The following is a 24864-nucleotide window of genomic DNA, read 5'->3' on the forward strand; positions in this document are numbered from 1 at the left end:
TCTGCCGCGATTAGAGCGTCGCGGCGAGAGCCGGTGGTTTCGGCCCCCCTGTCGCCCAATCGAGCAATTCCACGGTATGAACAACCGGTATGTCGGTTCCTGATCCGATTTGCATCATGCAACCGATGTTGCCAGCACTGATGATATGAGGCTGCACAGCTTCGAGCTTCGAAACCTTGTGCTCCTTCAACTGCGAGGAAATTTCCGGCTGCATCAAGTTGTAGGTCCCCGCCGATCCGCAGCAGATATGACTGTCCCGCGGTTCCAGGACCTGGAAGCCGGCTGCCTTGAGCAATTCTTTCGGCGCCGAACGGATTTGCTGTCCGTGCTGGAGGGAGCAGGCGGCATGGTAGGCGACACGCAACGGATCAGCATGCGAAGCATCCTTCAAACCAATCTCTTCCATCACCTCTGAAATGTCCTTGGCGAGGGACGCGACCCGGGCGGCGTCCGAAGCCAGCGGATCGTTCCGGAACATGTGGCCATAGTCCTTCACAGTCGTACCGCAGCCGGAGGTGTTGATGACGATGGCATCAAGACCGCGGCCGTCTAGTTCAGCGACCAGGGCGCGGATGTTGGCCGCAGCCGCCGAATGGCTCTCCCGGCTCTTGCCCATGTGATGCGTGAGCGCGCCGCAGCAGCCGATCCCCTGCGGAATGACCACTTCGCAACCGTGACGTTTCAGGAGCCTGATGGTCGCATCGTTGATGTCTGTATTGAGCGTGCGCTGGGCGCAACCGGTCAATAGCGCAACGCGTTTTGCACGCGGTCCCTCGGCTGCGAAACTCTGAGGCAGGTCGTTTTTACTGATATCCGGTATTTTTCTCGGCGCCATCTCCAACATCGCCCGAAGGCGGGCGTCCGGAATAAGCTTCCTGAACGGCCGGGCCAGCGCAGCGCCTTTGAGGGCGAGCCGAAAGCGGCCGGGATAGGGCAGGATCCGCGACAGCAACCAGCGCAGCGCCCTCTCGTCCCAGCGGCGTTTGTAGTTTTGCTCGATATACTGTCGCGCGTGATCGATGAGATGCATGTAGTGCACGCCAGAAGGGCACGTTGTCATGCAACTTAGGCAGCTCAGACACCGATCGATATGCTTGACGGTGGCCTTATCAGGGACCTTGTTGTTCTCAAGCATGTCCTTGATCAGGTAGATGCGTCCTCGCGGACTATCCAGCTCGTCGCCGAGTATCTGGTAAGTCGGGCAAGTCGCGGTGCAAAATCCGCAATGCACGCAGGACCGCAGAATTTCGTTCGACCGCCTGGTGTCTGGATCGAGAAGTTGCGCGTCCGTGAAAGTGGTCTGCATCTCAATCTCCCATGAGTTTCGGATTGAGGATCCCGGCGGGATCGAACGTCTTGCGCAGCGCCGCAGAAAGGCGAGAAATGGCGCCAGCGTCCTCAGGGAACCGATCGCTGGCTGGTCGCGCACCTTGGCGAATGAGCACGGCGCGACCCGCTGATGCGGCGCTCCGCACCTCGGCGCTTTGGGCCGAACCGCAATACCAGACCAGACCTCCACCCCAGTCGATGAAAACGTCGCCGCCGAGTAACTGTAAGCTTCGCGCCAAGGCGGGCGCTTCGCTGGGCTTGATCAAGATGCGCCACAATGGTTCGCTTGACTGAGCGAAAACCTCGACATTCTTGAAATCCCGCCAAAGGGCCCGGCTCTCTTCGTCCGCAATGACGTCGATTTGATTCTCGCGAAAGAGCGCCTTGAGACGGTCTGCGCGATAGGCGGCCTGCTGGGCGAAGCCTTCGACCCGCAGCCAAGCACTTTCTTGATGATAGACGGCGCCGGAGACTTCGTAAGGGGTGGCGAGCGCAGAGGCGAAAATCGTGCAGGCTTCCTGTAGAGATACCTTGCTGAAAACGAGCGTCAGTTGCCTTTCGGCCCGCGGCAGCGTCTTCAGAGCGACCTCGGTCAGAACGCCAAGTGTCCCAAAGCTTCCGCACATGAGCTTGCTCAAGTCGAGTCCGGTCACGTTCTTCATGACACGGCCGCCGTTTTTGATTTTGCGACCGCTGCCATCGACGAAACGAACTCCAAGCAGGTGGTCTCTGCAGGCGCCGGCTTGCAACCGACGCGGTCCACTCACGTTTGCTGCCACGACGCCGCCGATTGTCGGCACGCCGCTTGAGCCGAGTAGCCCACGGTGGTCCATCGGCTCGAAAGCAAGCGCCTGCCCCTCCTCCGCAAGCGTCTGTTCCACTTCCTCCAAAGGTGTTCCGGCGCGCGCAATCAATGTCAGCGCTCCAGGCTCATAGGTCACGATGCCGGTCAGCGCTCGGCTGGTGAGGGTTTGTTGCGCGTTCAGCGCACCGAGGTCCAGGCGCGTGCCGCCTCCTGCGATGCGAAGCGGAATTCCGCGGGCGTAACTGTCGGCGAGAAAGGCCGACAATTCGGCATCATCGTTCGGACTGAACACCTCAGTGGGGCCATTGATCTTGGAATTGGGGTTCATCATGACCTAGAGGCCCTGTCTCTGTACGGCTGGCTGACATCGAGCGGAAATACCTTGGCCGGGTTGAGCAGCCAGTCCGGGTCGAACACATCCTTGATGTCCATCTGAATGGCCATGTCTTCCGCGGAATACTGCTTGCTCATCAAGTCGCGCTTCTCGATGCCGACCCCGTGTTCGCCTGTCAGGCACCCGCCAACGTCGACGCAAAGTCTCAGGATATCCGCGCCGTAGGCTTCCGCGCGCTCCAGTTCTCCCGGGGCATTGGCGTTGAAGAGAATGAGCGGGTGCATATTGCCGTCACCGGCATGAAAGACGTTCGCAACCTCCAGACCGTAGTGCTTGGAAAGCTCGCCAATGCGCTTGAGAGTATAAGGAAGCTTGGAAACCGGAACGGTGCCGTCCAGGCACAAGTAATCGCCGAGCCGGCCCATCGCCCCGAAGGCCGATTTGCGGCCCTTCCAGATTGCCAGCGATTCGTCCTTGTTGCGGCTGCTGCGGAACTCGACGGGGGAAAGCTCGTCGGCGATCTCCCGGATGCGCTCGATCTGATGGGCAATTTCACCCTGAGACCCTTCGACCTCGACGATGAGAACGGCAGCGCATTTGGGATAGTCCGTCTTAGCGAAGGCCTCGATGGCGCGAAGGCACACATCGTCCATATATTCAATCGCAACCGGGATTAGCCCGGAGCGGATGATGCGGGCAACGCATTCGCCAGCAGTCTCCGCGCTGTCGAAACCAATCAGCATCGGTCGTGCATCTTCCGGCTTCGGAACGATGCGGAGTGTGGCTTCCGTCACTATCGCAAGCTGCCCCTCCGAACCGCAGAGGAGACCGAGAATGTCGAGCCCGCCTGAATCCATAAATGGTCCGCCGACTTCGACGATTTCACCATCTGTCAGGACACATCGGACACCCATCAGATTGTTCGTGGTGACACCATATTTCAGGCAGTGCGCGCCGCCCGAATTCATCGCGATGTTCCCGGCGATGGTGCAGGCGAGTTGGGAAGACGGATCGGGGGCATAGAAGAAGCCCTCGGCCTCGAGTTCGGCGCTGACGGAGAGATTGGTGACACCCGTTTGAACACGGATGAAGCGATTGGTGGTGTCGATCTCCAAAATCTCACGCAATCGTATGGTAGCGATTACGACGCTGTCCGCGGTTGGCAGCGCGCCGCCGGCGAGCGACGTGCCCGCGCCTCTGGGGACGACCGGCACGGAGAACCGCTGGCAAATCCGCATTGCCGTCGCAACCTCTTCGGTTGTCCGCGGTAGCACTACCGCGATCGGCGGGCATCGATAGGCTGTTAGCGCATCGCACTCGTAGGCGCGCGTCTCCTCCGGGTCCGAAATGACGGTGCCGGCTGGTAGGGCGTCGCGCAGGGCAGCGATGATCTGCGGCGCTTCTGCCAAGATACGCGCATCCGGCTTGGGCATGGCAATAGTAGACATTGCGGTTCTCTCCACTCTCGATGCGTTCCATCTCGTGTCGGCAAGCCGGGAGGACGTGGCCTTCCAAAAGGCGCTCTTTCCAAGCCAGATGGCGCGCAACGCATCTCCGCTATCACAGGCATGCACCTGATATACCGGTTGCATCTTAGCCGTATATCTCGTTTATTGCAGTTTGTCATAGGAGGAGTAACGTGACAGACACAACCCTAGTTATCGGGCGAGCGAAGCCAGTGGGGCTCAGTTCAGCCGCAAGCGCGACTGCGACAGCGTCAGACGCAATGATCGCAGCGCGGCTCGATCGTTTGCCAATGACGGGCTACCAGCGGATGATCTTCGGAATCATCGCGACCGCCTGGTTTTTCGATTCAATTGACCTCGGATCGCTAACGTTTCTGCTCGGATCGATACGTTCCGAGTTCGGCCTGACGACCGCTCAGGCCGGCTTGCTGTCGAGCATGAGCTTCATCGGAATGTTCCTTGGTGCCGCCATCGCTGGCATGGCGGCCGACCGCATCGGACGAAAATTGGTCTTCCAGGTAAGCATGCTTTTCTGGGGTGCCGGCAGTCTTTGGTGCTACTACGCGCCTGACGCAGAGACGCTGGGCTATGCGCGCCTGCTGTTGGGCTTCGGAATGGGGATGGAATTTCCTGTCGCGCTGGCGATCGTTTCGGAATTCCTGCCGACAGCGAAACGTGGCCGATACCTCGCCATTCTTGAAGGGTTCTGGCCTATCGGCTTCATCGCCGCCGGCCTTCTCAGTCTCTTTTTCCTGACCTATTTCGACTGGCGGACCATGTTCCTCTGCCAGGCGTTCCCCGCTCTCTTCCTGCTCGTCGTGCGCATTTTTGTGCCAGAATCCCCACGGTGGCTGGCCGACCGCGGGCGCAGCGCGGATGCTGAAAAAGTCATGAGCCAAATCGAGGCTAGGGTTGTGAAGCGCCTGCCTTTTGGTCAGACTCTGCCGCAGCCCAAGGCCGAGGTGGTTCAAACGCAGCGCAGCAGGCGATTCTCATTCATCGAACTGTGGTCGAACGGCTATGCCAGCCGCACACTGATGATCTGGACGGTTTGGTTCTTTGCCCTGCTTGGCTATTATGGGCTCACGACGTGGCTGAGCGCGCTGCTGCAGGAGGCCGGATACAGCGTAACGACATCGGTGAATTACACCATCATGATTTCGCTCGCCGGCGTGCCCGGCTTTATCGCCGCGGCCATTCTTCTGGAGAAATGGGGTCGCAAGCCGACGGCGATGTTGATGCTGATTGGCTCCGCAGCTGCGGCGTATCTTTATGGCAATGCGGCAACAGAAACTATGCTGATCAGTTTCGGCCTGATTATGCAGTTCTTCCTGTTCGGCATGTGGTCGGTTCTCTACGCTTACACGCCGGAGCTCTATCCTACACGGTCTCGGGCGACCGGCGCAGGATGTGCCTCAGCAATCGGCCGCATCGGCTCCCTGATCGGCCCCTTTGCCATCGGCATCGTGCTCCCAGTCATGGGGAATAGCGGAGTGTTCGCGCTAGGGGCCGGCTCATTTATCCTTGCAGCGATCGCCATCGGCGTCTTCGGCATCGAGACGAAAGGCAAATCGCTCGAGGCAATCTCCCATTAAGCACGACAAGTCTGGTTGCCGCCATCGCGGCAGCCAGACACATCTGCAGCGTTGTAAAAATCGGGTTGGTCGCAAACTCGCCGTCAAAGAGATCGGTGTCATGAAGGCTCGCCTAGTTCGGAGAGCTTTTTGTTCAAAGGCACGTCATTTCGACCGTTCGGTGATTCTGCTGTGTGTGCGTTGGTACCTGGCCTACAATCTCAGCCCGCGTAATCTGGAGGAGGTTAAGCCCTCCAGCGATTGCGACGCTGCCGTCGCGCTCCCTTGGGAATCGAGGCGACTGCGGCGACGCCTATCACAGCTTCATTGCCGGATAACTATGTAAGGAAGGCCTCACAGACTGGAGAAGGTTGGCTTCCGGTCCCCTGCCCTCTACCAGCGGCCGCATAAGCACACGCCACGTTCCCAGTTACAGATAGGAGGAAGGGGCTGCTGGCGGCAGGAAATTTAAGCGCCTTGCACCGCCGCAACTGCTGGCGCTGAACCGTCTAGGCTAGTTCAGTAGATCGGCATGAACCATCAGCGAGCCGTTCATGGCCTCTTCGATGGCGAGGCGCACGCCGTAAGCGTTGCTTGTCGCTCCGGCACTCAACACCTCGCGGGCGGGCCCATCGGCGGCAATCCTCCCCTCATGCAGGAGCAGGAAACGATCCGCGAAGCGGCAGGCCAGCCCGAGATCGTGCAGGGCGGCTACTGTGACGATGCCGCGATCGTGCGTCACCCGCCGGACGAGATGCATGACCTCAAGCTGGCGGCGCAAATCGAGCGCGCTGGTCGGCTCGTCGAGCAGCAGCACGTCAGGGTCGCGCACCAGCGCCTGACAGAGCGCCACCAGTTGCTGCTGGCCCCCGCTCAGTTCGGTCACCAGCCGGTCCGAAAGATGATCGATGCCGAGTTCCTCGAGCACCCGCTCCACCCGCGTGATGTCATCGGGCCTTGCCTTGCCGCCGCTCCAGCCGCGCTTGGCCAACAGGACGACCTCAAAGACGCCGAGCGTGGCGCGCATGGCGGTATGCTGGGTGAGCAGGAAGACGCGCTCGGCTCGGCGGCGCTCCGACATGGTGGCTGTGTCGTGACCGTCGAGATGGATGGTGCCGCAGGACGGCTTCAGCAGGCCCGCCACAAGGCGAAAGAGAGACGACTTCCCGACGCCGTTCGGCCCGACCAGGGCAGCGAGCTCTCCGCGCCTGAGCGGTAAGGCGGTGAGTCCGTCGAACAGGCTGTGGGTGCGATAGCCGAAGCTAAGGCCGCTGATTTCCAGGCTCATCGCCACGTCTCCTTGCGGATGGACAGGATGAGGCTGAGGAAGAAGGGCACGCCGACCAGCGCGGTGATGATGCCGATCGGGTATATCACACCAGGCGTTATGGCCTTCGACAGGGTCGAGGCGGCCGACAGGAGGATCGCGCCGGCGGCTGCCGAGACAGGCAGGAAATACCGCTGGTCCTCGCCCACCAGCATGCGTGCGATGTGCGGCCCGACGAGGCCCACGAAGCCGATCGTGCCGACGAAGGCCGTCGCCGTGGCCGCCAGCAGCGAGATCGAGGTGAGCATCTCGAGCCGCAGCCGCACCACCGGCACGCCGAGGCTGGCAGCACGCTCGTCGCCCATGGAGAGCGCCGTCATCATGGAGTTGCGAGCCCAGGCCAGGGGAACGACGAGAGCCAGCAGCAGGGCGCAGATGCCGATCTTGGTCCAACTGGCGCGCGCCAGGCTGCCCATCATCCAGAACACGATCTGCTGCAGTTGAGCTTCCGAGGATTGATACTGGATGAAGGCAAGTGACGCGTTGAAGGTGAAGAACAGCGCGATTCCGACCAGCACGAAGGTTTCGACGGTCACGCCGCGCATGCGGGTGAAGAGGAACAGCACCAGCGACGTCACCAGCGCGAAGAAGAAGGCGTTGGCGGTGATGAAGAAGGAGCCGCCCATAGGCAGCAATCCGATGCCGAGCGCGATCGCGAGTGCGGCGCCGAAGCTCGCCGCCGACGAGATGCCCAGCGTGAAGGGATCGGCGAGCGGATTGTGCAGGATGGTCTGCATCTGGGCGCCGGCCACGCCGAGCATGGCGCCGACGAAGATGGCCATGACCGCCACGGGCAGACGCACATCCCACACGATGATCGCCAGCTTGGGCTCGACGCTGCCGGGAGAGACGAGCGCGGTCAGCACCTCGAGCGGGCTGTACCAGCCGGGACCGATGGCGACGTCGATGCAGACGGCGACAGCAAGCGCGGCGAACGCGCCCGCCACGAACATAGAGTTGCGGAAGATGCGGCGGCGATAGCGTTCTCCGGCCCGCATGATGGTCATCTCCGCCAAGGCTGCACTCCGCGTTTCGAGAGAGGCGGCGGCCAGTGGCCCGGCCGCCGGCGCCGGGCTTTAGTCGAGAGTCGTCCAGAAGACGCCACTGACCTCAAAGGGCAGGAACCGCTCGTGCAGTTCCTTGAACGTCGCCTGCGGGTCGAGATCGGCAAACTTGTCGGGATTCAGCCACTTGGCCAAAGCCTGCACCGCCACGAAGTGATAGGGGCTCTGGTAGAACTGATGGTAGATGGCCATCACCCTGTTGGCCTTGACCGCCGCCAGTTCTGGAAAGCCGGTCCGCTGCATCAGGGCGTGGAGTTGTTCCTTGGCCTTGGCGGGATCAGCCTCGTAGCCGAGCCACACCGCGATGTTGCCGGGGTTCGAGCCGGACCAGTTGGCGCCGGTGGCAAGGATGTAGTTCGGGTCCTCGACGACCAGCGCTTCCGGATTGAGCACGCCGCTGACCCCGGTGAAGTATTTCGTGCCGATGTTGAAGCCGCCGGCCTCGGCGACGAATTCGCCGAAATTGAAGTTGCCGAAGGTGTTGCAGCAGACGGCGGGGTCTAGGCCGGCGGCGCGCTCGGCAAAGACCGTCGGGCGCTCATCGGGCTTCAGACGGGTGGTCACGTTGTAAACCCGCCGCATCTGCGCCATGTAATAGTCGGCGAAGGCCTGCGCCTCGACTTCTTTGCCGAAGATCCGACCCAGAAGCAGGATCGACGGCACGGTGTTCTGGGTAGGACGCTCGCGGAAGTCGACGAAGACGGTGGGGACGCCGGCCTTCTCGAGCGTGTCGATGATGCCGCTCTCCTTGATCTTGTCGTAGAAGCCAAGCGTGACGACCAACACGTCGACGTCTAACTCGAGCGCCTTTTCCACGCTGAAGTCGGCCGAGGCGGCCGCGCCGATCATCGGCACGTCCTTGGCATCGGGAAAGCGCGCCAGATACTTGTTCCAGGTGTCGGGATCGAAATTCGGCAGATCGTCGCCGATGGACGCGAGTTGGGCGAACGGGTTGTCCTTGTCGAGCACGACCGTGGCGTAGAGCATGCGGCCTTCGCCGAGGATGACCTTCTTGGCGCCATGCGGCACCTCGACGGTGCGGCCGGCGAGATCGGTGACGGTGATCTTCTCCTGCGCGCTCGCCACGCCCGTCGCCGCGACTAGCGCGGCGGCCAGCCATGCAATCGCCAGCAGCGAACGGCGGACCGCCGCGCGCATCCGCGTTGCGTTCTCCAGCATACCACTCTCCATCTGTCTCATGCCGCTCGCCGGGCCTCTCCGGCCGGCCGGGCGGTCTGTTGAACTGGTTTGCTGGCTTGGATCGCATAGCGGTCTTGGCTGGCTCGATCGATCCGCTGGTGAAGCGGCATATGGCGACCCTGCGCCCTGCGAATGGGCGCGAAGTCGCGGTCGATGACGATGTCCCGGAATCCGGCGTCGCGCAGCAGGGACGCAATGTCCTCGGCGCGCGCGCCGTCGGAAAAATGCACCTTGCTCAAGATGCGGTTATGGCGCTCCCGGTCGACGCCGTGTGTCGCGGCCGGCGGGCCGAACCGCTTGAAGAAGGCCGCCGCTCGCCGCAGCAGCAGGGATCGCAAGTTGCGCGCCGTCATGTCGGCATCCACGATTAGAATCTTTCCACCGGGCTTCAGCACCCGGAACCAGTCGGCGAATGCCGCTGCGGGATTCGGCAGCGTCCACACAAGGTGCCGCGTCATCATCACGTCATAAGCTTCGTCGGGGAGGAGCGTGCTCTCCGCATCACCCATGACATACCTAGCATCGAGGCTGCGTGCCTTTGCTTTGGCCCTCGCCCGCTCGAGCATTGGCTCGGAGAAGTCGAGGCCCGTCACCGAGTAGCCGCGCTCGCACAGCAACCGCGAGATCACGCCGGTGCCGGAGGCGAGGTCGAGCGCCTTGCGGCCGCTGCCGGGACCCAGGTGCTTTTCGATGAGGGTGTGCCAGGCTCCACGCTCGTCGTCTCCGAAGATCTCGTGTCCCGGCGAAAGATCGAAGGTCTCGGCCCGCGCCGACCAGTAGTCGCGGATCTCGTCCTTGATCGTCCAGTTCTGCCCTCGCATCGCAAACTCCCCCAAGTTCGCCGACGCTCCTAAAAAAATATGAGTGTAATTGTCAACTAAAGTTTCATTGAGCTTCGCCCTTCCAGCCTCGACATTCTGTCAGTGCCGTACTCGGAGCGCACGAAGCAGTTGTTAAAGGAGATGTTTGACGCCGATCCAGATCACAGGCGGCACCGGCTAGAGCGCGTCGCTCGATTGCCCTCGTTCGGTGTTTGTAGCCTAGGGTTTCGATCACGCTACTTTTTAGGACGGCTATGCTTGAACGTCCGCTCTTGACGATTCGTCAGCATGAGGCAGGGGTAGCGAGCCGACCAATAAAAAGGGCGCACCGCGTTACTGATGCGCGGTCCGCCCGTGTTCGCCCTCAGGCGACGATCGCAGTCAAGCACCGAGTTTCAGCGCTGGCGCTCTCTGCTTTGAAAAAGCTTGGCCGATTGGCTCGTCAGTTCGTCCGGCCCTTCTGGTCGGCCGTGGCGCTCGACGACAGGCCGGCCGCCGACTCGCAGACCTGCACGTGCTTCGCAAGCGCTTCCCTGGAGAGCATTGCACTGATCGTGCAGATGTCGCGGTCCTGGAATTTTGGCAGCCGCTGGAGTTCCTGAAGCCGCTCAAGTAGTGCGCCACGCGTCATGCTCGTCTCCTTTCGTCAAGGTAAAGCGGCAGACGTCCTGCCGCTTGCAGGCGGCGTCAGGCCGCCTTCACATCCTTTTTCACGTCCGCGTTCAGCGGGATCTCGATATCGACTTCCAGCGTCGAGACTTTCTCGCCGCGGTCCATCTTCACGTTCACCTTGTCATTGTCGATCTGAACGTGCTTGGCGATGACCGCGAGGATCTCTTCCCGCAGCTTCGCCACAAGGTCCGAGTGCCCGACCGTCGATCTTTCGTGGGCGAGCAGCACCTGCAGGCGCTCGCGCGCCGTCGGTGCCGAGCTCTTCTTGTTGAAGAAGCTGAACAGGCTCATGCCGCCACCCTCCGACCGAAGATCTTGCTGAACAGGCCGCGCTTCTCGCCGGGGATCGTCATCGGCACCGTCTCGCCGGCGAGACGGCGGGCAGCGTCGAGATATGCGAGGGCAGGCGCGCTGGTCTTGTCTGCAAGCGTGACCGGCGCCCCGACGTTGGAGGCGCGCAGCACGTCCGTGCTCTCCGGAATGATGCCGACCAGCGGGATCGACAGGATCTCGAGCACGTCTTCGACCTTCAGCATGTCGCCACGCTCGGCGCGGACGGCATCGTAGCGGGTGAGCAGCAGGTGCTTTTCGATCCTTTCGCCGCTCTCGGCCTTGACGGTCTTGGAATCGAGCAGGCCGATGATCCGGTCCGAATCGCGGACGGAGGAGACTTCCGGGTTGGTGACTATGACCGCCATGTCGGCATGGCGCATGGCGAGCGTGGCGCCGCGCTCGATGCCGGCCGGGCTGTCACAGATGATCCAGTCGAAGTGGCGCTTGAGGTCGGTCATCACCCGCTCAACGCCCTCGGGGGTCAGGGCGTCCTTGTCGCGGGTCTGGGAAGCCGGCAGCAGGAAGAGGGTATCCAGGCGCTTGTCGCGGATCAGCGCCTGCGGCAGTTTGGCGTCGCCCTGGATCACATTGACAATATCATAGACGACCCTGCGCTCGGCGCCCATGACGAGGTCGAGATTGCGCAGGCCCACGTCGAAGTCGACGACGACCGTCTTCTCGTTCCTCTGCGCCAGAGCGGCACCGAGGGCGGCAGTCGAGGTCGTCTTGCCAACGCCTCCCTTGCCTGATGTGACCACGATTACCTTTGCCATTCCGCTCTCTCCTGTCCCCGGTTCTCTCGCGCCTAGCTGAGGGCTTCCGCCATGATTGAATCGCCTTCCAGCCAGAACTGGACGGCCTGTCCGCGAAGTCTTTTGTCCATGTCCTCGGCCGTCTTGTAGAGGCCGTCGATCGCCAGCAGTTCAGCCTCCAGCTTGCGGCAGAAGATGCGCGCCGAAGTGTTGCCGACGGAGCCGGCCAGGGCGCGTCCCCTGAGGGCGCCGTAGATATGGATGGACCCGCCGGCGATGACCTCCGCGCCAGATGCGACCGATCCGAGGATCGTCACGTCGCCTTCGGGGTAGATCACCGATTGGCCGGAGCGCACCGGCTCGGTGATGATGATGGAGTGCGTCGCCCGGCTCGGCTGCGGCTCTGTCACCGGCGTGAGTTGCGGCGGCTTCTCGCCGGCAGCCGGTCGCAGATCGGCCGGCGCATCGGCGGCGGCAGCTTCCTCGGGAGCGGGCGGCTCGAAGTCGGGGCCTGGCCGCCCACCCTTCATCGCCGGTGGCATGCCGGGGCCTAGCAGCGACGGACGCGCGCCCTCGATCCCCATGATCCAGACGTTCCGCTGGCCGAGTTGGGCGATCAACTCCTGCAGTTGGGCTTTGGTGATGTCCAGGTCCTCGACGTCGAGGACGACAGGACGTCCAAGGAAGAACCCAGCCGAACGCGCCGCCAGATCGTCAAGGCGGGCAAGCCAGCCCTCGATGGGCAACTCCGGCGTCAGCATCAGCGCCAGAAAGGAGCGACCCTTGAGGCGGATGGGGCGCGTATCTGTTAGCGTCTCGGTCATCTAGGTTAATTTTCTGTTTCAACGTCCAGTATGGGGATGATGGTTAACCAACGGTTAACGCCTCTTCCGGCACAGCAGTCGAAGCGCGGCCACCAGTTCCGAATCACGCAGGTTGCGGCGAAGATAGCTGAGTCGCGGCGTTTGGCGCACGACATTCGGCCGAAAACATCGAGCATTCGCGGAAGGTCGGGGTATTCCATCTCGTATCGTGGCGGCACGACGCCACGCCTTGCCGCCTCTCCGGGACAAGCGACTATCGCCGCCGGCACAACTTTGCTGTATGGCGCGTTTCCTTTATGGGGAGCGCGCGAGCAGTTAGACGTTTCGAGCGGGGCCTTCGTCTCGAGCGGCCAAAACGGGTGTAGCCAACTGGCATGAACATGATGAATCCGCAGGACAAGTCCCGTCGGAAGAGCAAGGCGCAGGCGCTCTTGCTGGACGGAATGGACAAGTCCGAGGCGAATCGAGACGGCACGGGGTCCCTGCTGAAGAAGGTCTTCAGCCGCTACGAATTCCTGAGGTCCGGCCTGCTGATCAGGCTGTTCAAGGAGAATTTCCGGCAACAGGCCCACCTTTACGTCGCTGCCATAGTGGCCATGCTGGTCGTCGCCGGGGCAACGGCGGCAAGCGCCTGGATCATCGCCGAGATCGTCAACGGTATGCTGGTGACGCCGGATCTCGCCTACGCCTCCCTTATCGCGGGCACGGTGGCGACAATCTTCATCGTGAAGGGCGTCGCGACCTATACGCAGACCTACTTCCTGAGCCGCGCCGGCAACCGCATCATCGCCGAGAAGCAGCGCGAGATCTTCAGGAAGATCGTCCACAGCGACATGCACTTCATCCAGACGCATGTGTCGTCGGAACTGCTCGTGCGCATCACCCGCAGCGCGCAGGCGGCCAGGAGCGTCATCGACACCATCGTGGTCTCCTTCGTGCGGGACCTCTTCACGATCGTCGGTCTCATCGCAGTGATGTTCGTCCAGCAGCCGGTGATGTCGCTGATCGTGTTCGTGGCCGGCCCCCTCGCCTTGCTCGGCATGCGGTGGCTGCTGGCGAAGGTGCGCCGCATCATGGAAAAGGAGATCGCCTCCACGACCGACATCATAAGGCTGATCCAGGAGACCACGTCCGGCTTCCGGGTGGTGAAGGCCTATTCGCTCGAGCCGCAACTCGAGGCGACCCTGGACAGGGCGGTCGCCAATGTCGAAAGGCGCTCGAATGCGATCGCGCGGATCGAAGCCGCCACATCGCCCTTGATGGAGACCCTCGGCGGACTGGCGATCGCCGCAGTCATCGCGCTCGGAGCGGTCCTTGTTCTGGACTATGGCAACACCCCCGGCGAGCTTGCCTCGTTCCTAACCGCCTTCCTGCTCGCCTACGAGCCTGCCAAGCGGCTGGCCCGCATGCGGGTCAGCATCGAATCCGGCATGGTCGGAGTGCGGATGCTCTTCCAGATCATCGACCATCCGGTCGCGCTCACGGAAAGGCCGGACGCCATCACCCTGCCGCACGGCCCCAACGCGATCGAATTCGACCACGTGCATTTCGCCTATCGCGACGACCAGCCGGTCCTGCGCGATCTCACGGTGCTGTTCCCCGCCGGGAAGACGACGGCGATCGTCGGTCCGTCGGGAAGCGGCAAATCCACCATCATCAACCTGATGATGCGGCTATTCGATCCGGACTCGGGCGAGGTCAGGATCGACGGCACCGACATCCGGCGCGTGACCTTCAACTCGCTCAGGGAGCGCATCGCCTATGTCGGGCAGGACGCGTTCCTTTTCTCAGGCAGCATCCGCTACAACATCGCGGCCGGTAAGCCGGGTGCGAGCGACGCCGAGATCGAGGCCGCCGCGCGGGACGCGAACGCCCATGAGTTCATCACGGCGATGCCCCAGGGCTACGACAGCGATGTCGGCGAAAACGGCGGAAGGCTGTCAGGCGGACAGAAGCAGCGTATCGCCATTGCGCGGGCCTTCCTGAAGGACAGCCCGATCCTCATCCTGGACGAAGCGACCAGCGCGCTCGATTCCGAGGCCGAGGCCGCCATCCGCGACGCGCTGGCAAGGCTTACCGCCGCGAAGACGACCATCATCATCGCCCATCGCCTCTCGACCGTGATGGAAGCCGATAACTTCATCGTGCTGCAGAATGGCGAGATCGTCGAGCAGGGCGATCCCAAGGTGCTCTTGAAGAACCAGGGCCTTCTGCGAAAGCTCTACGATCACCAGATCCTGCCGGACCTGTAGGAGAGTTCCGCCATGACGCTCCGTCCCAGACAGGCTCCGATCATCGACGCCCTCCCCGTCACTGTGCCCTTCGTCGGGCCGGAGGCGCAGGAACGGGCGCGCGGGCGGCCCTTCCGGGCCCGGATCGGGGCGAATGAAAGCAGTTTTGGGCCGGCACCTTACGTGATTGCCAGGATGCAGGAGGCCGCGCGGGACCAGTGGATGTACTGCGACCCCGAACGGTATGAACTGAGGACGGCGATCGCGCAACATCTCAGCGTCGGCTACGAGAATGTGGTCGTCGGCGAGGGCATCGACGGGCTGCTCGGCCTTGTGGCGCGCCTCTTCGTGGCCCCCGGCGACACCGTTGTGACTTCGCTCGGGGCCTACCCGACCTTCAACTTCCATGTCGACGGGTCTGGTGGCCGGCTGCTGAAGGTGGCCTACCGCAATGACCGCGAGGATCTCGAAGGGCTGCTGGAGGCTGTCCGGCGCGAGAACGCGGTCATGGTCTATCTTTCCAATCCCGACAATCCGATGGGGACGTGGTGGGAGGCGGACGAGATCATGCGCTTCGCCGACGCACTGCCCGAGACCACCATGTTCGTCCTCGACGAGGCCTATGGCGAGACGGCGCCGGCTTCGGCGCTGCCGCGCATCGACATTGACCGACCAAATCTCATCCGGATGCGGACCTTCTCCAAGGCGTATGGCCTGGCCGGCATCCGCTGCGGTTATGCGATCGGTGAGAAAGAGAGCATCGCGGCCTTCGAGAAGGTCCGCAATCACTACGGCACGAGCCGGATGGCGCAGATCGCGGGCCTGGCGGCCCTCGCGGACCAGGCTTACCTTGCCGAGGTGAAACGAAGAGTTGCGGCCGGCCGCCAGCGCCTCGCGGCGATCGCGCGGGATAACGGGCTATCGCCGATCGAATCGGCGACCAATTTCGTTACGATGGGCTGCGGCGGCGACGGCGCTTTGGCGCTGAAAGTCATGCAGAATCTGCTCGACCGCGACGTCTTCATCCGCAAGCCGATGGCACCGGTGCTGGACCGCTGCATCCGCGTGAGCGTCGGGCTGGACCATGAGCTCGACATTTTTGCCCAGGAATTGCCGAAGGCTGTGGCAGACGCAAGAGCGTCATCCTGACCGCCGGTCTACCGGTTTCGCGTAGAAGTCTGGAATCCTGCCGTCGGGAAATGCGCTCAAGGCAATCGCTTGGAGCCGTTCCGCGAGTCCGTTTACGCTGGAACGGCGCCAAGCACAGCGCCCCTATGCCGCAGTCGCCCGACGCGGGCTAAGTTGCTAGCCTGCCTCTCGCGCGTCGCCTGTTTCAGCATGCGCCCGGAGCACACAGCGGCGCAGGGTCAGCCGCCCTCCACAAATCCCCATTTGTCAGGAAGGAATTCGAATGAGCAATCGTATCGTCTTGCGCACCGGTGAGGCATTGGTGGCAGGTGGCCCTCCCGGAACCGCGGCCGAGCCGGAAGTGGTTATCGGCGAACTCGACGGTCCGGTCGGTACCGCCCTTGCCACTCTGGTGGGCGACCAGGTGGCCGGCCATACGCGCGTCTTTGCGCTTCTCAACACCGACATCATGGTGCGCCCGGTCACGTTGTGCGTGTCCAAGGTGACGGTCAAGACCACGCGCTACACCAACATTTTGATGGGCACGGTTCAGTTCGCTATCGCCAATGGCGTACTCGATGCGGTGCGCGCCGGCATCATCCCCAAGGAGAAGGCCAATGATCTCGGCATCATCTGCTCGGTCTGGCTGGCGCCTTCGGTGATCGAGGACGACAATCTCGACCACAAGATCCTGTTCGACCTGCATCGTAAGGGCACCACCGAGGCGATCCGCAAGGCCATGACCAATGAGCCGTCGATCGACTGGCTGCTGGAGAACCAGGACAAGATCATGCACAAATACCACCAGCTCGGGCTGGACGGTAAGCTCTGACGCAGCCTTTCGGCTGATGGTCGACGATCGCGGCGCTGTCGGCGTCGCGATCGTTGCGGCAAAAGCACATCGATTTTGGACGAGGTACGTCAAAGGAATAATTCCCAAAATCATACCCTAAATGTGGACTGGCCATTGGAGCTTCTCGGCCAGTATTCTTCTCGTGGGACAGCATCCAAGAGGGAGGGGTGAAATGAAGTGTCTGGGAATGCTTCCATTGTCGCTTCTTCTCGCCGCGCCTGCGGGCGCGATGGATCGTCACAACATCGACGACATGTCCTGCCTTCAGATTGGCGCGGCACTCGACAAGGAGAGTCCGGCCCTCCTTGTCCACCAGTCCAGGAACGTGCCCGGGATGATGCTCTTCAGCACCTATGTCGGCAGCAGGCAGGACTGTCGCGGCGGACAGTCTCCGGTGCGGCGAAGCGTCCGGGCCAAGGACGGCCCTTGCCGGGTCTACCAGTGCGTGACGCCGAGCCGCTCCTGGATGCAGCCCTGACCAAGCGGCTCAATCCGCCGGGCCGACGATGCCCCAGGCGATGCCGAAGCGGTCGCGAAGCTGGCCGTATAGATCGCCCCAGAATGCGACTTCGAGCGGCATCACCACGTCTAGTCCCGCGGCGGCCGCCCTGTCCCACCAGACGCGCGTCTCCGAGGAAACGATGTGCAGGGTAACACCCTGGACAGGCATGGAGCCCATCCCGTGTTCCGGGAAAGGATCGTTGAGCATCAGCGCCCCGCCATTGATCTCCAGATGGAGGTGGATCAGCCGGCCATCAGGCACCGCCTTTCGGTCGATCTCCTTGGCGGCGAAGGCCTTCTTGTAGAGCTCTCCCGCCTAGTGGGCATTGTCCACCTGGACATAGGCGATGACGCCCGAAAGATTTGGCTTGTCTGTCATAGCGCTCTCCCAACTGCGGCGCGTGGTGCGCCATTATGAGTGGCTGTTGCAGTCTGCAAGGACGCGGCTGGACCCGCCCTCCCGACATCGGCTCGCGATTTCTGTCACGGCTTCCGCACCACCGCCGGTCTGCCTGCATCAGCCTTCAGCCGGTCGAGGTGCATTCGGATGTGGGCGGCCTCGGCAGCCGTGTTGGCGAGCGCGATCGCGCGGTCGAAGGCGACCCGCGCCTCCTCGCTGCGGCCAAGCTGCATCAGCAGGTTGCCCTTCACGCCGAAGAAGTAGAAGTAGCCGGATAGCCTTTCCGCGAGGGGTTCGATGAGGTCGAGGGCCGCTTGCGGACCTGCGGTCTTCGACACCGCGACGGCGCGGTTGAGCGTGACGACCGGAGAAGGCTGGAAGGCCTCGAGCCCCCTGTAGAGCAGTTCGATCTGCTGCCAATCGGTTTCCTCCGCCCGCTCGGCGCGGGCATGCAGAGCCGCGATCGCCGCCTGTATCTGATACGGCCCTGAGCGGCGATGGCGGATCGCCTTGTCGATCAGAGCCAGCCCTTCCGAGATCAGCGGCTGCTTCCAGAGGCCACGGTCCTGGTCCTCGAGCAGGATCGCATTGCCATCTATGTCGAAACGGGCATCGGCGCGCGCGTGCTGCAGCAGTATCAACGCGACCAGCCCCATGAGTTCCGGCTCGGTCGAGAAGAGCCGCAGCAACAGACGGCCGAGCCTGATCGCCTCCTCGCAGAGCGGCGCGCGCGACTGCACCTCGGCAGCCTCGGCCGAATAGCCTTCGTTGAAGACGAGGTAGACCATGGAAGCGACCGCGGCGAGGCGTTCGGCGCGCTCGACCGGCCCTGGCGTCTCGAAGGGCACGCCGGCTTTGGCGATACGGGCCTTGGCGCGGGTGATTCGCTGCTCCATCGCCGCTTCCGAGACGAGGAAGGCGCGCGCGATCTGGCGCACGGAAAGGCCGGAGACGATTCTCAGCGCCAGCGCGATCTGCTGGGTGGCCGGAAGATCGGGATGGCAGCAGATGAAGAGCAGCCTGAGGATGTCATCCCGGTAGTTCGCGTTATCGACCCTGTCGGCGGCATCGACCTCGGCATCGCCGAGATCCGACAGCTTCTCCTCGTCGGGCAGCGGCGTCAGCTTCTTCGTGCGCCGCACCGCATCGACGCCGGCATTGCGGCCGACGAAGATCAGCCAGGCTGCGGGGTTACGCGGCGGCCCGTTCTTCGGCCAGGTCTTCAGCGCCCGAAGGCAGGCTTCCTGATAGGCCTCTTCCGCCAGATCGAGGTCGCGGAAATAGCGCAGCAGCGCGCTGACCGCCTGCGGGCGGGCAGAAGAAAGCGCGGCCTCGATCCAGGCGGTCTCATTCATTTTTTGATTCCGTTCTCGGCAAAGTAGCCGACCGGTCGAAGCTCGTATGAACCGACCCCCGGATTGGCGGCGGCGAGTTCGCGGGCAGCGTCAAGCGCCTCGTCGAGCGAGGCGCTCTCGATCATGTAGAAGCCGAGCAGTTGCTCCTTGGTCTCGGCGAAGGGGCCGTCGATCACCAGTGGCTCGTCCTTAGTCTTGCGCAGAGTGGTCGCCGTGGTGGTGGGCAGGAGCCGCGCCACGGGGCCAAGGCGGCCCTGGGCCACGAGCTTCTCCTGCACCTTTCCAAGACGCGCCATCACGGCCGCGTCTTCCTCCTTCGACCAGGCGGAGGTGATCGCTTCATCGTTGTAGCAGAGCACCGCGTAGAGCATCGATTTCCCTTTCGCTTCAAAGACGTTCGCCGGCGGGAGGCGCCGACACTGGCTCGACAATAATCCGCGGCCACTGCCTGACAAACCGATTGTGCCGGTATGAGCTTGGATCGCTCCCCGGTTGCTGTCGATTACAGGTCGCGGGAAGGTATTCGTGACTGCGAGAGAACCGGCCGGTCCGCTTGCGCGTTTGCGTCCAAACCGTATCGACTTCCACGCGGCGCGGCGGCACTCTAGCCGAGCCTTGAGAATGAACCTCAAAGCCCGCCACGCGAGCGGCCGAGTCGGGCTCGGTCGGCCCGAGTACCACCCTGGAGACGTGTCATGTATGACAAGGTGCTGGACTTCGGTCACAGTGAGGAGATCGGCGCGCTGCGCGAGATGGTCCGCCGCTTTGCGAGCGAGCGCATCGCCCCGATCGCCGCCGAGATCGACCGGAGCAACGATTTTCCCGCCCCGCTCTGGAAGGAACTCGGCGCTCTCGGACTGCTGGGCATCACCGTCGAGCCCGAATACGGTGGCTCGGGCATGGGCTACCTCGCCCATGTCGTGGCGATGGAGGAGATTTCGCGGGCCTCGGCCTCGGTCGGCCTCTCCTACGGCGCCCATTCCAATCTTTGCGTGAACCAGATCCGGCGCTGGGGCAGCGAAGAGCAGAAGCAGAAATACCTGCCGCCGCTCTGCGCCGGCGAACATGTCGGCGCGCTGGCCATGTCCGAGACCGGCGCCGGCTCTGACGTGGTCTCCATGAAACTGAGAGCCGACCGCAAGAACGACCGATATGTGCTCAACGGCTCGAAGATGTGGATCACCAACGGCCCCGACGCCGACACCCTGGTCGTCTACGCCAAGACCGCGCCGACCATGGGCTCGCGCGGCATCACCGCCTTCATCATCGAGCGCACCATGCCCGGCTTTTCGGTCGCGCAGAAGCTGGACAAGCTCGGCATGCGCGGCTCAAACACCGGCGAGTTGGTGTTCGAGGACGTCGAGGTGCCGTTCGAGAACGTGCTTCACGAAGAGGGCAAGGGCGTCCAGGTGCTGATGTCCGGCCTCGATTACGAACGGACCGTGCTGGCCGGAGGACCGCTCGGCATCATGGCGGCCTGCCTGGACAGCGTGATGCCCTATGTGCAGGAGCGCCGGCAGTTCGGCCAGGCGATCGGCGACTTCCAGCTTGTGCAGGGCAAGCTCGCCGACATGTATGTCACGCTGAACGCCGCCCGCTCCTATGTCTATGCCGTGGCGGCGGCCTGCGACCGGGAGGGGGCGACGCGCAAGGACGCCGCCGGCTGCATCCTCTATGCAGCGGAACGCGCCACGTTGATGGCGCTCGACGCGATCCAGCTTCTGGGCGGCAACGGCTACACTAAGGACTTTCCGGTCGAGCGCCTGCTTCGCGACGCCAAGCTGTACGAGATCGGAGCGGGTACCAGCGAGATCAGGCGCTGGCTGATCGGGCGCGAGATGATGGCGGAGGGGTGAGCGGACATCTTAATGGCGTATACGGGTAGCCCCCGACGCCAGCTGCTTACGCGCCACTTCCTCCAGCGCATCCGAAATCCATTGGTTGACCGATTTTCCCTGACTCGCAGCCGCACCTCCCACCATCTGGTGTATCTCCGGGGTCGTGCGCAGAGCTAGATTGCCGGAATAGGGTTTGTCAGGGTCCTTTCCCTGCTCGGCGCAAAATGCCAAGTAGTCGTCCACGCTATCGTGGAATGCCTCGGTCAATTCCTCCGGTGTTCTTCCTTGGAAATGCACAGTGTCCCTAATTCCCGACACCAGGCCGTGAAAAGCGGCATCGTCCTCCTCGAACCAGATCTCCGCGCTATAGCCCTTGTAAGGTCTCATGGCTTCACTCCGGCACTCGTCAGAAATCGTCTTACGGCCTTCACGACGCCCTTGTCTGTATCCGGACTGGGATGCGGACGATGGAAAACAGCCACTGCCGTTCCAAGCACGACCTTAACTCTCGATCCGCTGCCTTGCGAAATCTTACCATCAAGCGCCAGCAACATCGCCTCGATGTCGCGCCATTTGATCGCGCCACTAACCGGATCAGCGAAGATCGCATTCAGCGTCTTTCGGTGCCGCGCGTTCAAGGCCATGCCAACCTCCATGTTGGTCTTTCCGGTATTGACCGGATACCATTTGAAGGTCGCACGTCATGCGCGACGCAGTATCAGAATATGATATCAACCTGGGTCCGTCAATGCCGCGCATCCACTCCGCCCTCTCCCCCGCCTCCGAAACCTTCCGCGCCAATGCCGAGCGCATGGAGGCGCTTGTCGCCGACATCCGCGACAAGGCTGCTGTGGTGGAGCGCGGCGGCTCGGAGGAGGCGCGGCAGCGCCACGTCTCGCGTGGAAAACTGCTCCCCCGCGATCGGCTGGCGCAGCTCATCGATCCCGGCTCACCCTTCCTCGAGATCGGCCAGTTCGCGGCCTGGGACATGTATAGCGGCGACATCGCATCGGCCGGCATGATTGCGGGCGTCGGAAGGGTCGAGGACACCGAGGTCATGGTGATCGTCAACGACGCCACCGTGAAGGGCGGCACCTACTATCCGCTCACGGTGAAGAAGCACCTGCGGGCGCAAGAGATCGCGCGCGAAAACAACCTGCCCTGCGTCTATCTCGTCGATTCAGGCGGCGCCAACCTGCCGAACCAGGACGAGGTGTTTCCGGACCGCGAGCACTTCGGGCGCATCTTCTACAACCAGGCGACGATGTCGGCGGCGGGCATCCCGCAGATCGCCTGCGTCATGGGTTCGTGCACGGCCGGCGGCGCCTATGTGCCGGCCATGGCTGACGAGAGCGTGATCGTCAGGAACCAGGGCACGATCTTCCTCGGCGGGCCGCCGCTGGTGAAGGCGGCCACCGGCGAGGAGGTGAGCGCCGAGGAACTCGGTGGGGCCGAGGTGCACACGCGGCTTTCCGGCGTGGCCGATCACTATGCGCTCGACGACGAGCACGCGCTGGCGATCGTGCGGCGCATCGTGCGCAACCTCAACCGCAGCAAGGTGACCGGCCTTGCGATGCGCGAGCCCGCCCCTCCCCTTCACGATCCGGCCGAGATCTACGGGATCGTGCCGACGGATACCCGCACGCCCTACGACGTGCGCGAGGTGATCGCCCGCATCGTCGACGGCTCCGAACTCGACGAGTTCAAGCAGAACTACGGCACGACGCTCGTCACCGGCTTCGCGCATATCCACGGCATGCCAGTCGGCATACTCGCAAACAACGGCGTGCTCTTCTCCGAAAGCGCGCTCAAGGGCGCCCATTTCATCGAGCTATGCACCCAGCGGAAAATCCCGCTGGTCTTCCTGCAGAACATCACCGGCTTCATGGTCGGGAAGAAATACGAGGCGGGCGGTATCGCCAAGGATGGTGCCAAACTGGTGACGGCGGTCGCCGCCGCCGCCGTGCCGAAGGTGACGGTCATCATCGGCGGCTCCTTCGGCGCCGGCAACTACGGCATGTGCGGCCGCGCCTTCTCGCCACGCTTCCTCTGGATGTGGCCGAACGCGCGCATCTCGGTAATGGGCGGCGAGCAGGCCGCGACCGTGCTGGCGCTGGTCAAGCGCGAGGGCATCGAGCGCAGGGGCGGCACTTGGAGCGCGGAGGAGGAAGCCGAGTTCCGCCGGCCGATTCTCGAGAAGTACGAGCGTGAGGGTCACCCCCTCTATTCGTCCGCCCGGCTCTGGGACGACGGCATCATCGATCCGGCGAAAACCCGAGAGGTGCTGGCGCTCTCATTGTCCGCTGCGCTCAATGCGCCGATCCCGGTAACAAGGACCGGCGTTTTCCGCATGTGATCCGACATCGCGAAAAACCGGCACGGCGGTCGCTTCCGTTCCACACAAGATTGATGGAACAAATACAACCGCTCTCAAATTCTGCTTGAACCCTTCTCATCGGAGCGACCGTCTGCTGTCGCTCCATCGGACGCCCCAGACACTAGACAGCCGGCACAATACCAAATGCCAGCGCTAGCCGGCCGGGGCGGAAAGGACGGCCTATGCAGCCAAGTCCTCACTGCAACACACGAGCGGCCACATCGCTCTTCCCCTCAACATCGATACGGTTGCCGCACGAGCGGCCCTGTGCCGAGCTACAGCGACGGGGCAGCCCCGAGCGCGCTGCCACAATCCACTTCCACTCAACCACGGCTGTTGCGAACTGGCCCAGGCACAATCGGCAAGCGAGCAGCCTCTTGGCGGGGTCTCGCATCCTTGTGGTCGAGGACGATTGCCTGATCGCCACCGACCTGGTCTGCGCAATCGAAGAGGCGGGCGCATACGTGATCGGACCGGCGTCAAGCGTCGCCTCGGCACAGCGGCTCATCAAGCCGGCAGCAGAACCCTCGGCAGCGATCCTCGACATCCGCCTCGATTGCGAACTCGTTTTCACGATCGCCGATACGCTGCTGGAACTGGGAATACCTTTGATATTCTACAGCGCATTCGAATGCGATCTGCTTCCCGAGCGTTTCGAAGGAATTCGGTTCGTGAGCAAGTCGCTCTCGCCCAGCGACGCCGTGCGGGTGCTGCAGATGGAAATGGCACTCGAAAGAGCCGACTGCCGCGACCTGCTTGCCGACTCGGAGCCCGAGGAGAGCGTGGTCAGGATCACAGTCGCCTTGCTCGAGATCGCGCGCAATCTGACCGGCGATCAGGAGGCAGCCAGCATCCTGGTTGAGACCGCTCTGAACCAGGCGCTCGAATGCTCCGGAATGCGGCCTCCCGACACGGCGATCTTTCGCTGGTTGCTTGAGATGATGGAAGACGCATGGATGAGCGGTCGGTGGCTTCACTGAGCCAGGTCGATTCCTCTTCCGGCCTCACCCGCCGTTCACCAGGCCCAGGATCAGTTGATGAACGTTGCCGCCGTCTTGCATTTCGTTTCGGTCGAAGTCGCGGCTCGTGGCGCGCTGCTCTTGCGATAGCTCGCTGAGGCGCTTCGTCAATTCCTGCCTGATCTTCTTGCAGCCCGAGTCATCGGGCACGGTGAAGCCGACCGAGAAAGCTTCGATCTTCCTGACCATGTCCAGGATATGCTCGCCATGCACCCGCTCATGCGTCGTGATGCCGTCGATAAAGCGGTCCCAGAGCTTTTGCGTGTCAGGTGGCAGCTTCGAGGACGGCTTCGGCAGGCGATAGATGATGGTGAGGTGCGGCCGCGCCGTGGTCAGGCGACAACTGCCATCCTGCAGCGGCTCGTATTTGCGCGACCATTTCAGATCGAAGGTGGTGTGGGCGATCGCCCTCGTCTGGCCCGCCTTTGGGCCGCGTTCGCCGATGGATTGGTAGAGTTCGATCCCGGTCTTGCCCGAGATCGCGTAGGTGTCGATGCGCTCCGCCGGCCTCCATTCGGCCTGAGCGGGCTGGGCGGCAAGGCAGGCCAGCAGAACGATGAGATGCAGGCCCGTTTTCATGAAATCCCCCAAATTCCCTTCAGACGATGCCTCCCAAGCGCCCCCTCTCCGTCTCGCTCTTCGACAAGCTCAGGGCTCGACA

Annotated in this window: 24 protein-coding genes and 1 pseudogene; 8 read left to right on the forward strand and 17 right to left on the reverse strand. The window is 62.8% G+C overall.

Going from position 1 to position 24864, the window contains the following annotated elements; all coding sequences use genetic code 11:
* Window positions 1-10: 10 nt before the first annotated feature.
* Genes glcF through HUI96_RS19140 form a run of 3 tightly spaced genes read right to left on the reverse strand, consistent with a single transcriptional unit; the run spans window position 11 to window position 3916 of the window.
* A complete protein-coding gene (glcF, locus tag HUI96_RS19130) occupies window positions 11-1306 on the reverse strand; it encodes a glycolate oxidase subunit GlcF (protein ID WP_188256278.1) in 1296 nt (431 codons plus the stop codon).
* A 1-nt stretch (window position 1307) separates the two neighbouring features.
* Window positions 1308-2465, reverse strand: a complete 1158-nt coding sequence (gene glcE / locus HUI96_RS19135; protein ID WP_188256279.1) for a glycolate oxidase subunit GlcE — start codon at window positions 2463-2465, stop codon at window positions 1308-1310.
* Window positions 2462-3916, reverse strand: coding sequence for an FAD-binding oxidoreductase (locus HUI96_RS19140; protein WP_188256362.1), 1455 nt, complete (start codon window positions 3914-3916; stop codon window positions 2462-2464). Before HUI96_RS19140 ends, glcE begins: the two co-directional genes overlap by 4 nt.
* Before the next feature lie 278 nt (window positions 3917-4194).
* Between HUI96_RS19140 and HUI96_RS19145 the strand changes: the two genes are divergently transcribed.
* The gene (locus HUI96_RS19145; RefSeq protein WP_188256280.1) at window positions 4195-5529 is read left to right on the forward strand and encodes an MFS transporter; all 1335 of its coding nucleotides are present in this window, start codon (window positions 4195-4197) and stop codon (window positions 5527-5529) included.
* Window positions 5530-6022: 493 nt separating this feature from the next.
* On the opposite strand, the gene HUI96_RS19150 is transcribed toward HUI96_RS19145, so the two are convergent.
* The 8 genes from HUI96_RS19150 to minC all read right to left on the reverse strand — a co-directional run bounded on the left by HUI96_RS19150 (window position 6023) and on the right by minC (window position 12501).
* A complete protein-coding gene (locus HUI96_RS19150) occupies window positions 6023-6796 on the reverse strand; it encodes an ABC transporter ATP-binding protein (RefSeq protein ID WP_188256281.1) in 774 nt (257 codons plus the stop codon).
* Window positions 6793-7842, reverse strand: a complete 1050-nt coding sequence (locus HUI96_RS19155; protein ID WP_188256363.1) for a FecCD family ABC transporter permease — start codon at window positions 7840-7842, stop codon at window positions 6793-6795. The genes HUI96_RS19150 and HUI96_RS19155 overlap by 4 nt, the downstream gene beginning before the upstream one ends.
* Before the next feature lie 69 nt (window positions 7843-7911).
* The gene (locus HUI96_RS19160) at window positions 7912-9078 is read right to left on the reverse strand and encodes an ABC transporter substrate-binding protein (RefSeq protein WP_237684224.1); all 1167 of its coding nucleotides are present in this window, start codon (window positions 9076-9078) and stop codon (window positions 7912-7914) included.
* A 17-nt stretch (window positions 9079-9095) separates the two neighbouring features.
* Window positions 9096-9920 (reverse strand): class I SAM-dependent methyltransferase, encoded by an 825-nt coding sequence (locus tag HUI96_RS19165; RefSeq protein ID WP_188256282.1) that lies wholly within the window; start codon window positions 9918-9920, stop codon window positions 9096-9098.
* Between the two features lie 442 nt (window positions 9921-10362).
* Window positions 10363-10551, reverse strand: a complete 189-nt coding sequence (locus HUI96_RS19170; protein ID WP_188256283.1) for a hypothetical protein — start codon at window positions 10549-10551, stop codon at window positions 10363-10365.
* Window positions 10552-10607: 56 nt separating this feature from the next.
* The gene (minE, locus tag HUI96_RS19175) at window positions 10608-10883 is read right to left on the reverse strand and encodes a cell division topological specificity factor MinE (RefSeq protein WP_188256284.1); all 276 of its coding nucleotides are present in this window, start codon (window positions 10881-10883) and stop codon (window positions 10608-10610) included.
* Window positions 10880-11698 (reverse strand): septum site-determining protein MinD, encoded by an 819-nt coding sequence (gene minD, locus HUI96_RS19180; protein WP_188256285.1) that lies wholly within the window; start codon window positions 11696-11698, stop codon window positions 10880-10882. Before minD ends, minE begins: the two co-directional genes overlap by 4 nt.
* Window positions 11699-11730: 32 nt before the next feature.
* Window positions 11731-12501 (reverse strand): septum site-determining protein MinC, encoded by a 771-nt coding sequence (minC, locus tag HUI96_RS19185; protein WP_188256286.1) that lies wholly within the window; start codon window positions 12499-12501, stop codon window positions 11731-11733.
* Window positions 12502-12875: 374 nt separating this feature from the next.
* Between minC and HUI96_RS19190 the strand changes: the two genes are divergently transcribed.
* The 4 genes from HUI96_RS19190 (at window position 12876) to HUI96_RS19205 (ending at window position 17191) form a co-directional block, all read left to right on the forward strand.
* Window positions 12876-14753, forward strand: a complete 1878-nt coding sequence (locus tag HUI96_RS19190) for an ABC transporter ATP-binding protein (RefSeq protein WP_237684225.1) — start codon at window positions 12876-12878, stop codon at window positions 14751-14753.
* Window positions 14754-14765: 12 nt separating this feature from the next.
* Window positions 14766-15881 (forward strand): pyridoxal phosphate-dependent aminotransferase, encoded by a 1116-nt coding sequence (locus tag HUI96_RS19195; RefSeq protein WP_188256287.1) that lies wholly within the window; start codon window positions 14766-14768, stop codon window positions 15879-15881.
* A gap of 262 nt (window positions 15882-16143) precedes the next feature.
* The gene (gene fae / locus HUI96_RS19200) at window positions 16144-16692 is read left to right on the forward strand and encodes a formaldehyde-activating enzyme (protein WP_188256288.1); all 549 of its coding nucleotides are present in this window, start codon (window positions 16144-16146) and stop codon (window positions 16690-16692) included.
* Window positions 16693-16885: 193 nt separating this feature from the next.
* Window positions 16886-17191, forward strand: coding sequence for a hypothetical protein (locus HUI96_RS19205; protein WP_188256289.1), 306 nt, complete (start codon window positions 16886-16888; stop codon window positions 17189-17191).
* Window positions 17192-17200: 9 nt separating this feature from the next.
* On the opposite strand, the pseudogene HUI96_RS19210 reads toward HUI96_RS19205, so the two are convergent.
* The 3 genes and pseudogenes from HUI96_RS19210 to HUI96_RS19220 all read right to left on the reverse strand — a co-directional run.
* Window positions 17201-17506: pseudogene (locus HUI96_RS19210) on the reverse strand (VOC family protein); the annotation flags it as partial.
* A 191-nt stretch (window positions 17507-17697) separates the two neighbouring features.
* Entirely contained in the window at window positions 17698-18969 is a 1272-nt protein-coding gene (locus HUI96_RS19215; protein ID WP_188256290.1) for an RNA polymerase sigma factor, read from the reverse strand.
* A complete protein-coding gene (locus HUI96_RS19220) occupies window positions 18966-19340 on the reverse strand; it encodes a YciI family protein (protein WP_188256291.1) in 375 nt (124 codons plus the stop codon). The genes HUI96_RS19215 and HUI96_RS19220 overlap by 4 nt, the downstream gene beginning before the upstream one ends.
* Window positions 19341-19664: 324 nt before the next feature.
* Here HUI96_RS19220 and HUI96_RS19225 point away from each other — a divergent pair, with 324 nt between their 5' ends.
* Window positions 19665-20825 carry an isovaleryl-CoA dehydrogenase gene (locus tag HUI96_RS19225; RefSeq protein ID WP_188256292.1) on the forward strand — a complete coding sequence of 387 codons (1161 nt, stop codon included), beginning with the start codon at window positions 19665-19667 and terminating at the stop codon, window positions 20823-20825.
* Window positions 20826-20834: 9 nt separating this feature from the next.
* Here the strand turns inward: HUI96_RS19225 and HUI96_RS19230 are convergent, their stop codons facing one another.
* Both HUI96_RS19230 and HUI96_RS19235 read right to left on the reverse strand, forming a co-directional pair.
* A complete protein-coding gene (locus HUI96_RS19230; protein ID WP_188256293.1) occupies window positions 20835-21194 on the reverse strand; it encodes a type II toxin-antitoxin system HicB family antitoxin in 360 nt (119 codons plus the stop codon).
* Window positions 21191-21451 (reverse strand): type II toxin-antitoxin system HicA family toxin, encoded by a 261-nt coding sequence (locus HUI96_RS19235; RefSeq protein ID WP_188256294.1) that lies wholly within the window; start codon window positions 21449-21451, stop codon window positions 21191-21193. Before HUI96_RS19235 ends, HUI96_RS19230 begins: the two co-directional genes overlap by 4 nt.
* A gap of 104 nt (window positions 21452-21555) precedes the next feature.
* On the opposite strand from HUI96_RS19235, the gene HUI96_RS19240 reads away from it, so the two are divergent.
* Window positions 21556-23163 (forward strand): carboxyl transferase domain-containing protein, encoded by a 1608-nt coding sequence (locus HUI96_RS19240; protein ID WP_188256366.1) that lies wholly within the window; start codon window positions 21556-21558, stop codon window positions 23161-23163.
* Between the two features lie 398 nt (window positions 23164-23561).
* Window positions 23562-24164: a hypothetical protein gene (locus HUI96_RS19245; protein WP_188256295.1), complete on the forward strand. Its 603-nt coding sequence runs from the start codon at window positions 23562-23564 to the stop codon at window positions 24162-24164.
* A 24-nt stretch (window positions 24165-24188) separates the two neighbouring features.
* Here the strand turns inward: HUI96_RS19245 and HUI96_RS19250 are convergent, their stop codons facing one another.
* Window positions 24189-24782: a DUF922 domain-containing Zn-dependent protease gene (locus HUI96_RS19250; protein ID WP_188256296.1), complete on the reverse strand. Its 594-nt coding sequence runs from the start codon at window positions 24780-24782 to the stop codon at window positions 24189-24191.
* Window positions 24783-24864 lie beyond the last annotated feature (82 nt).

Origin of the sequence: Pseudaminobacter soli (ex Zhang et al. 2022) (assembly GCF_014595955.1) — a bacterium.
GTDB lineage: Bacteria > Pseudomonadota > Alphaproteobacteria > Rhizobiales > Rhizobiaceae > Kumtagia > Kumtagia pseudosoli.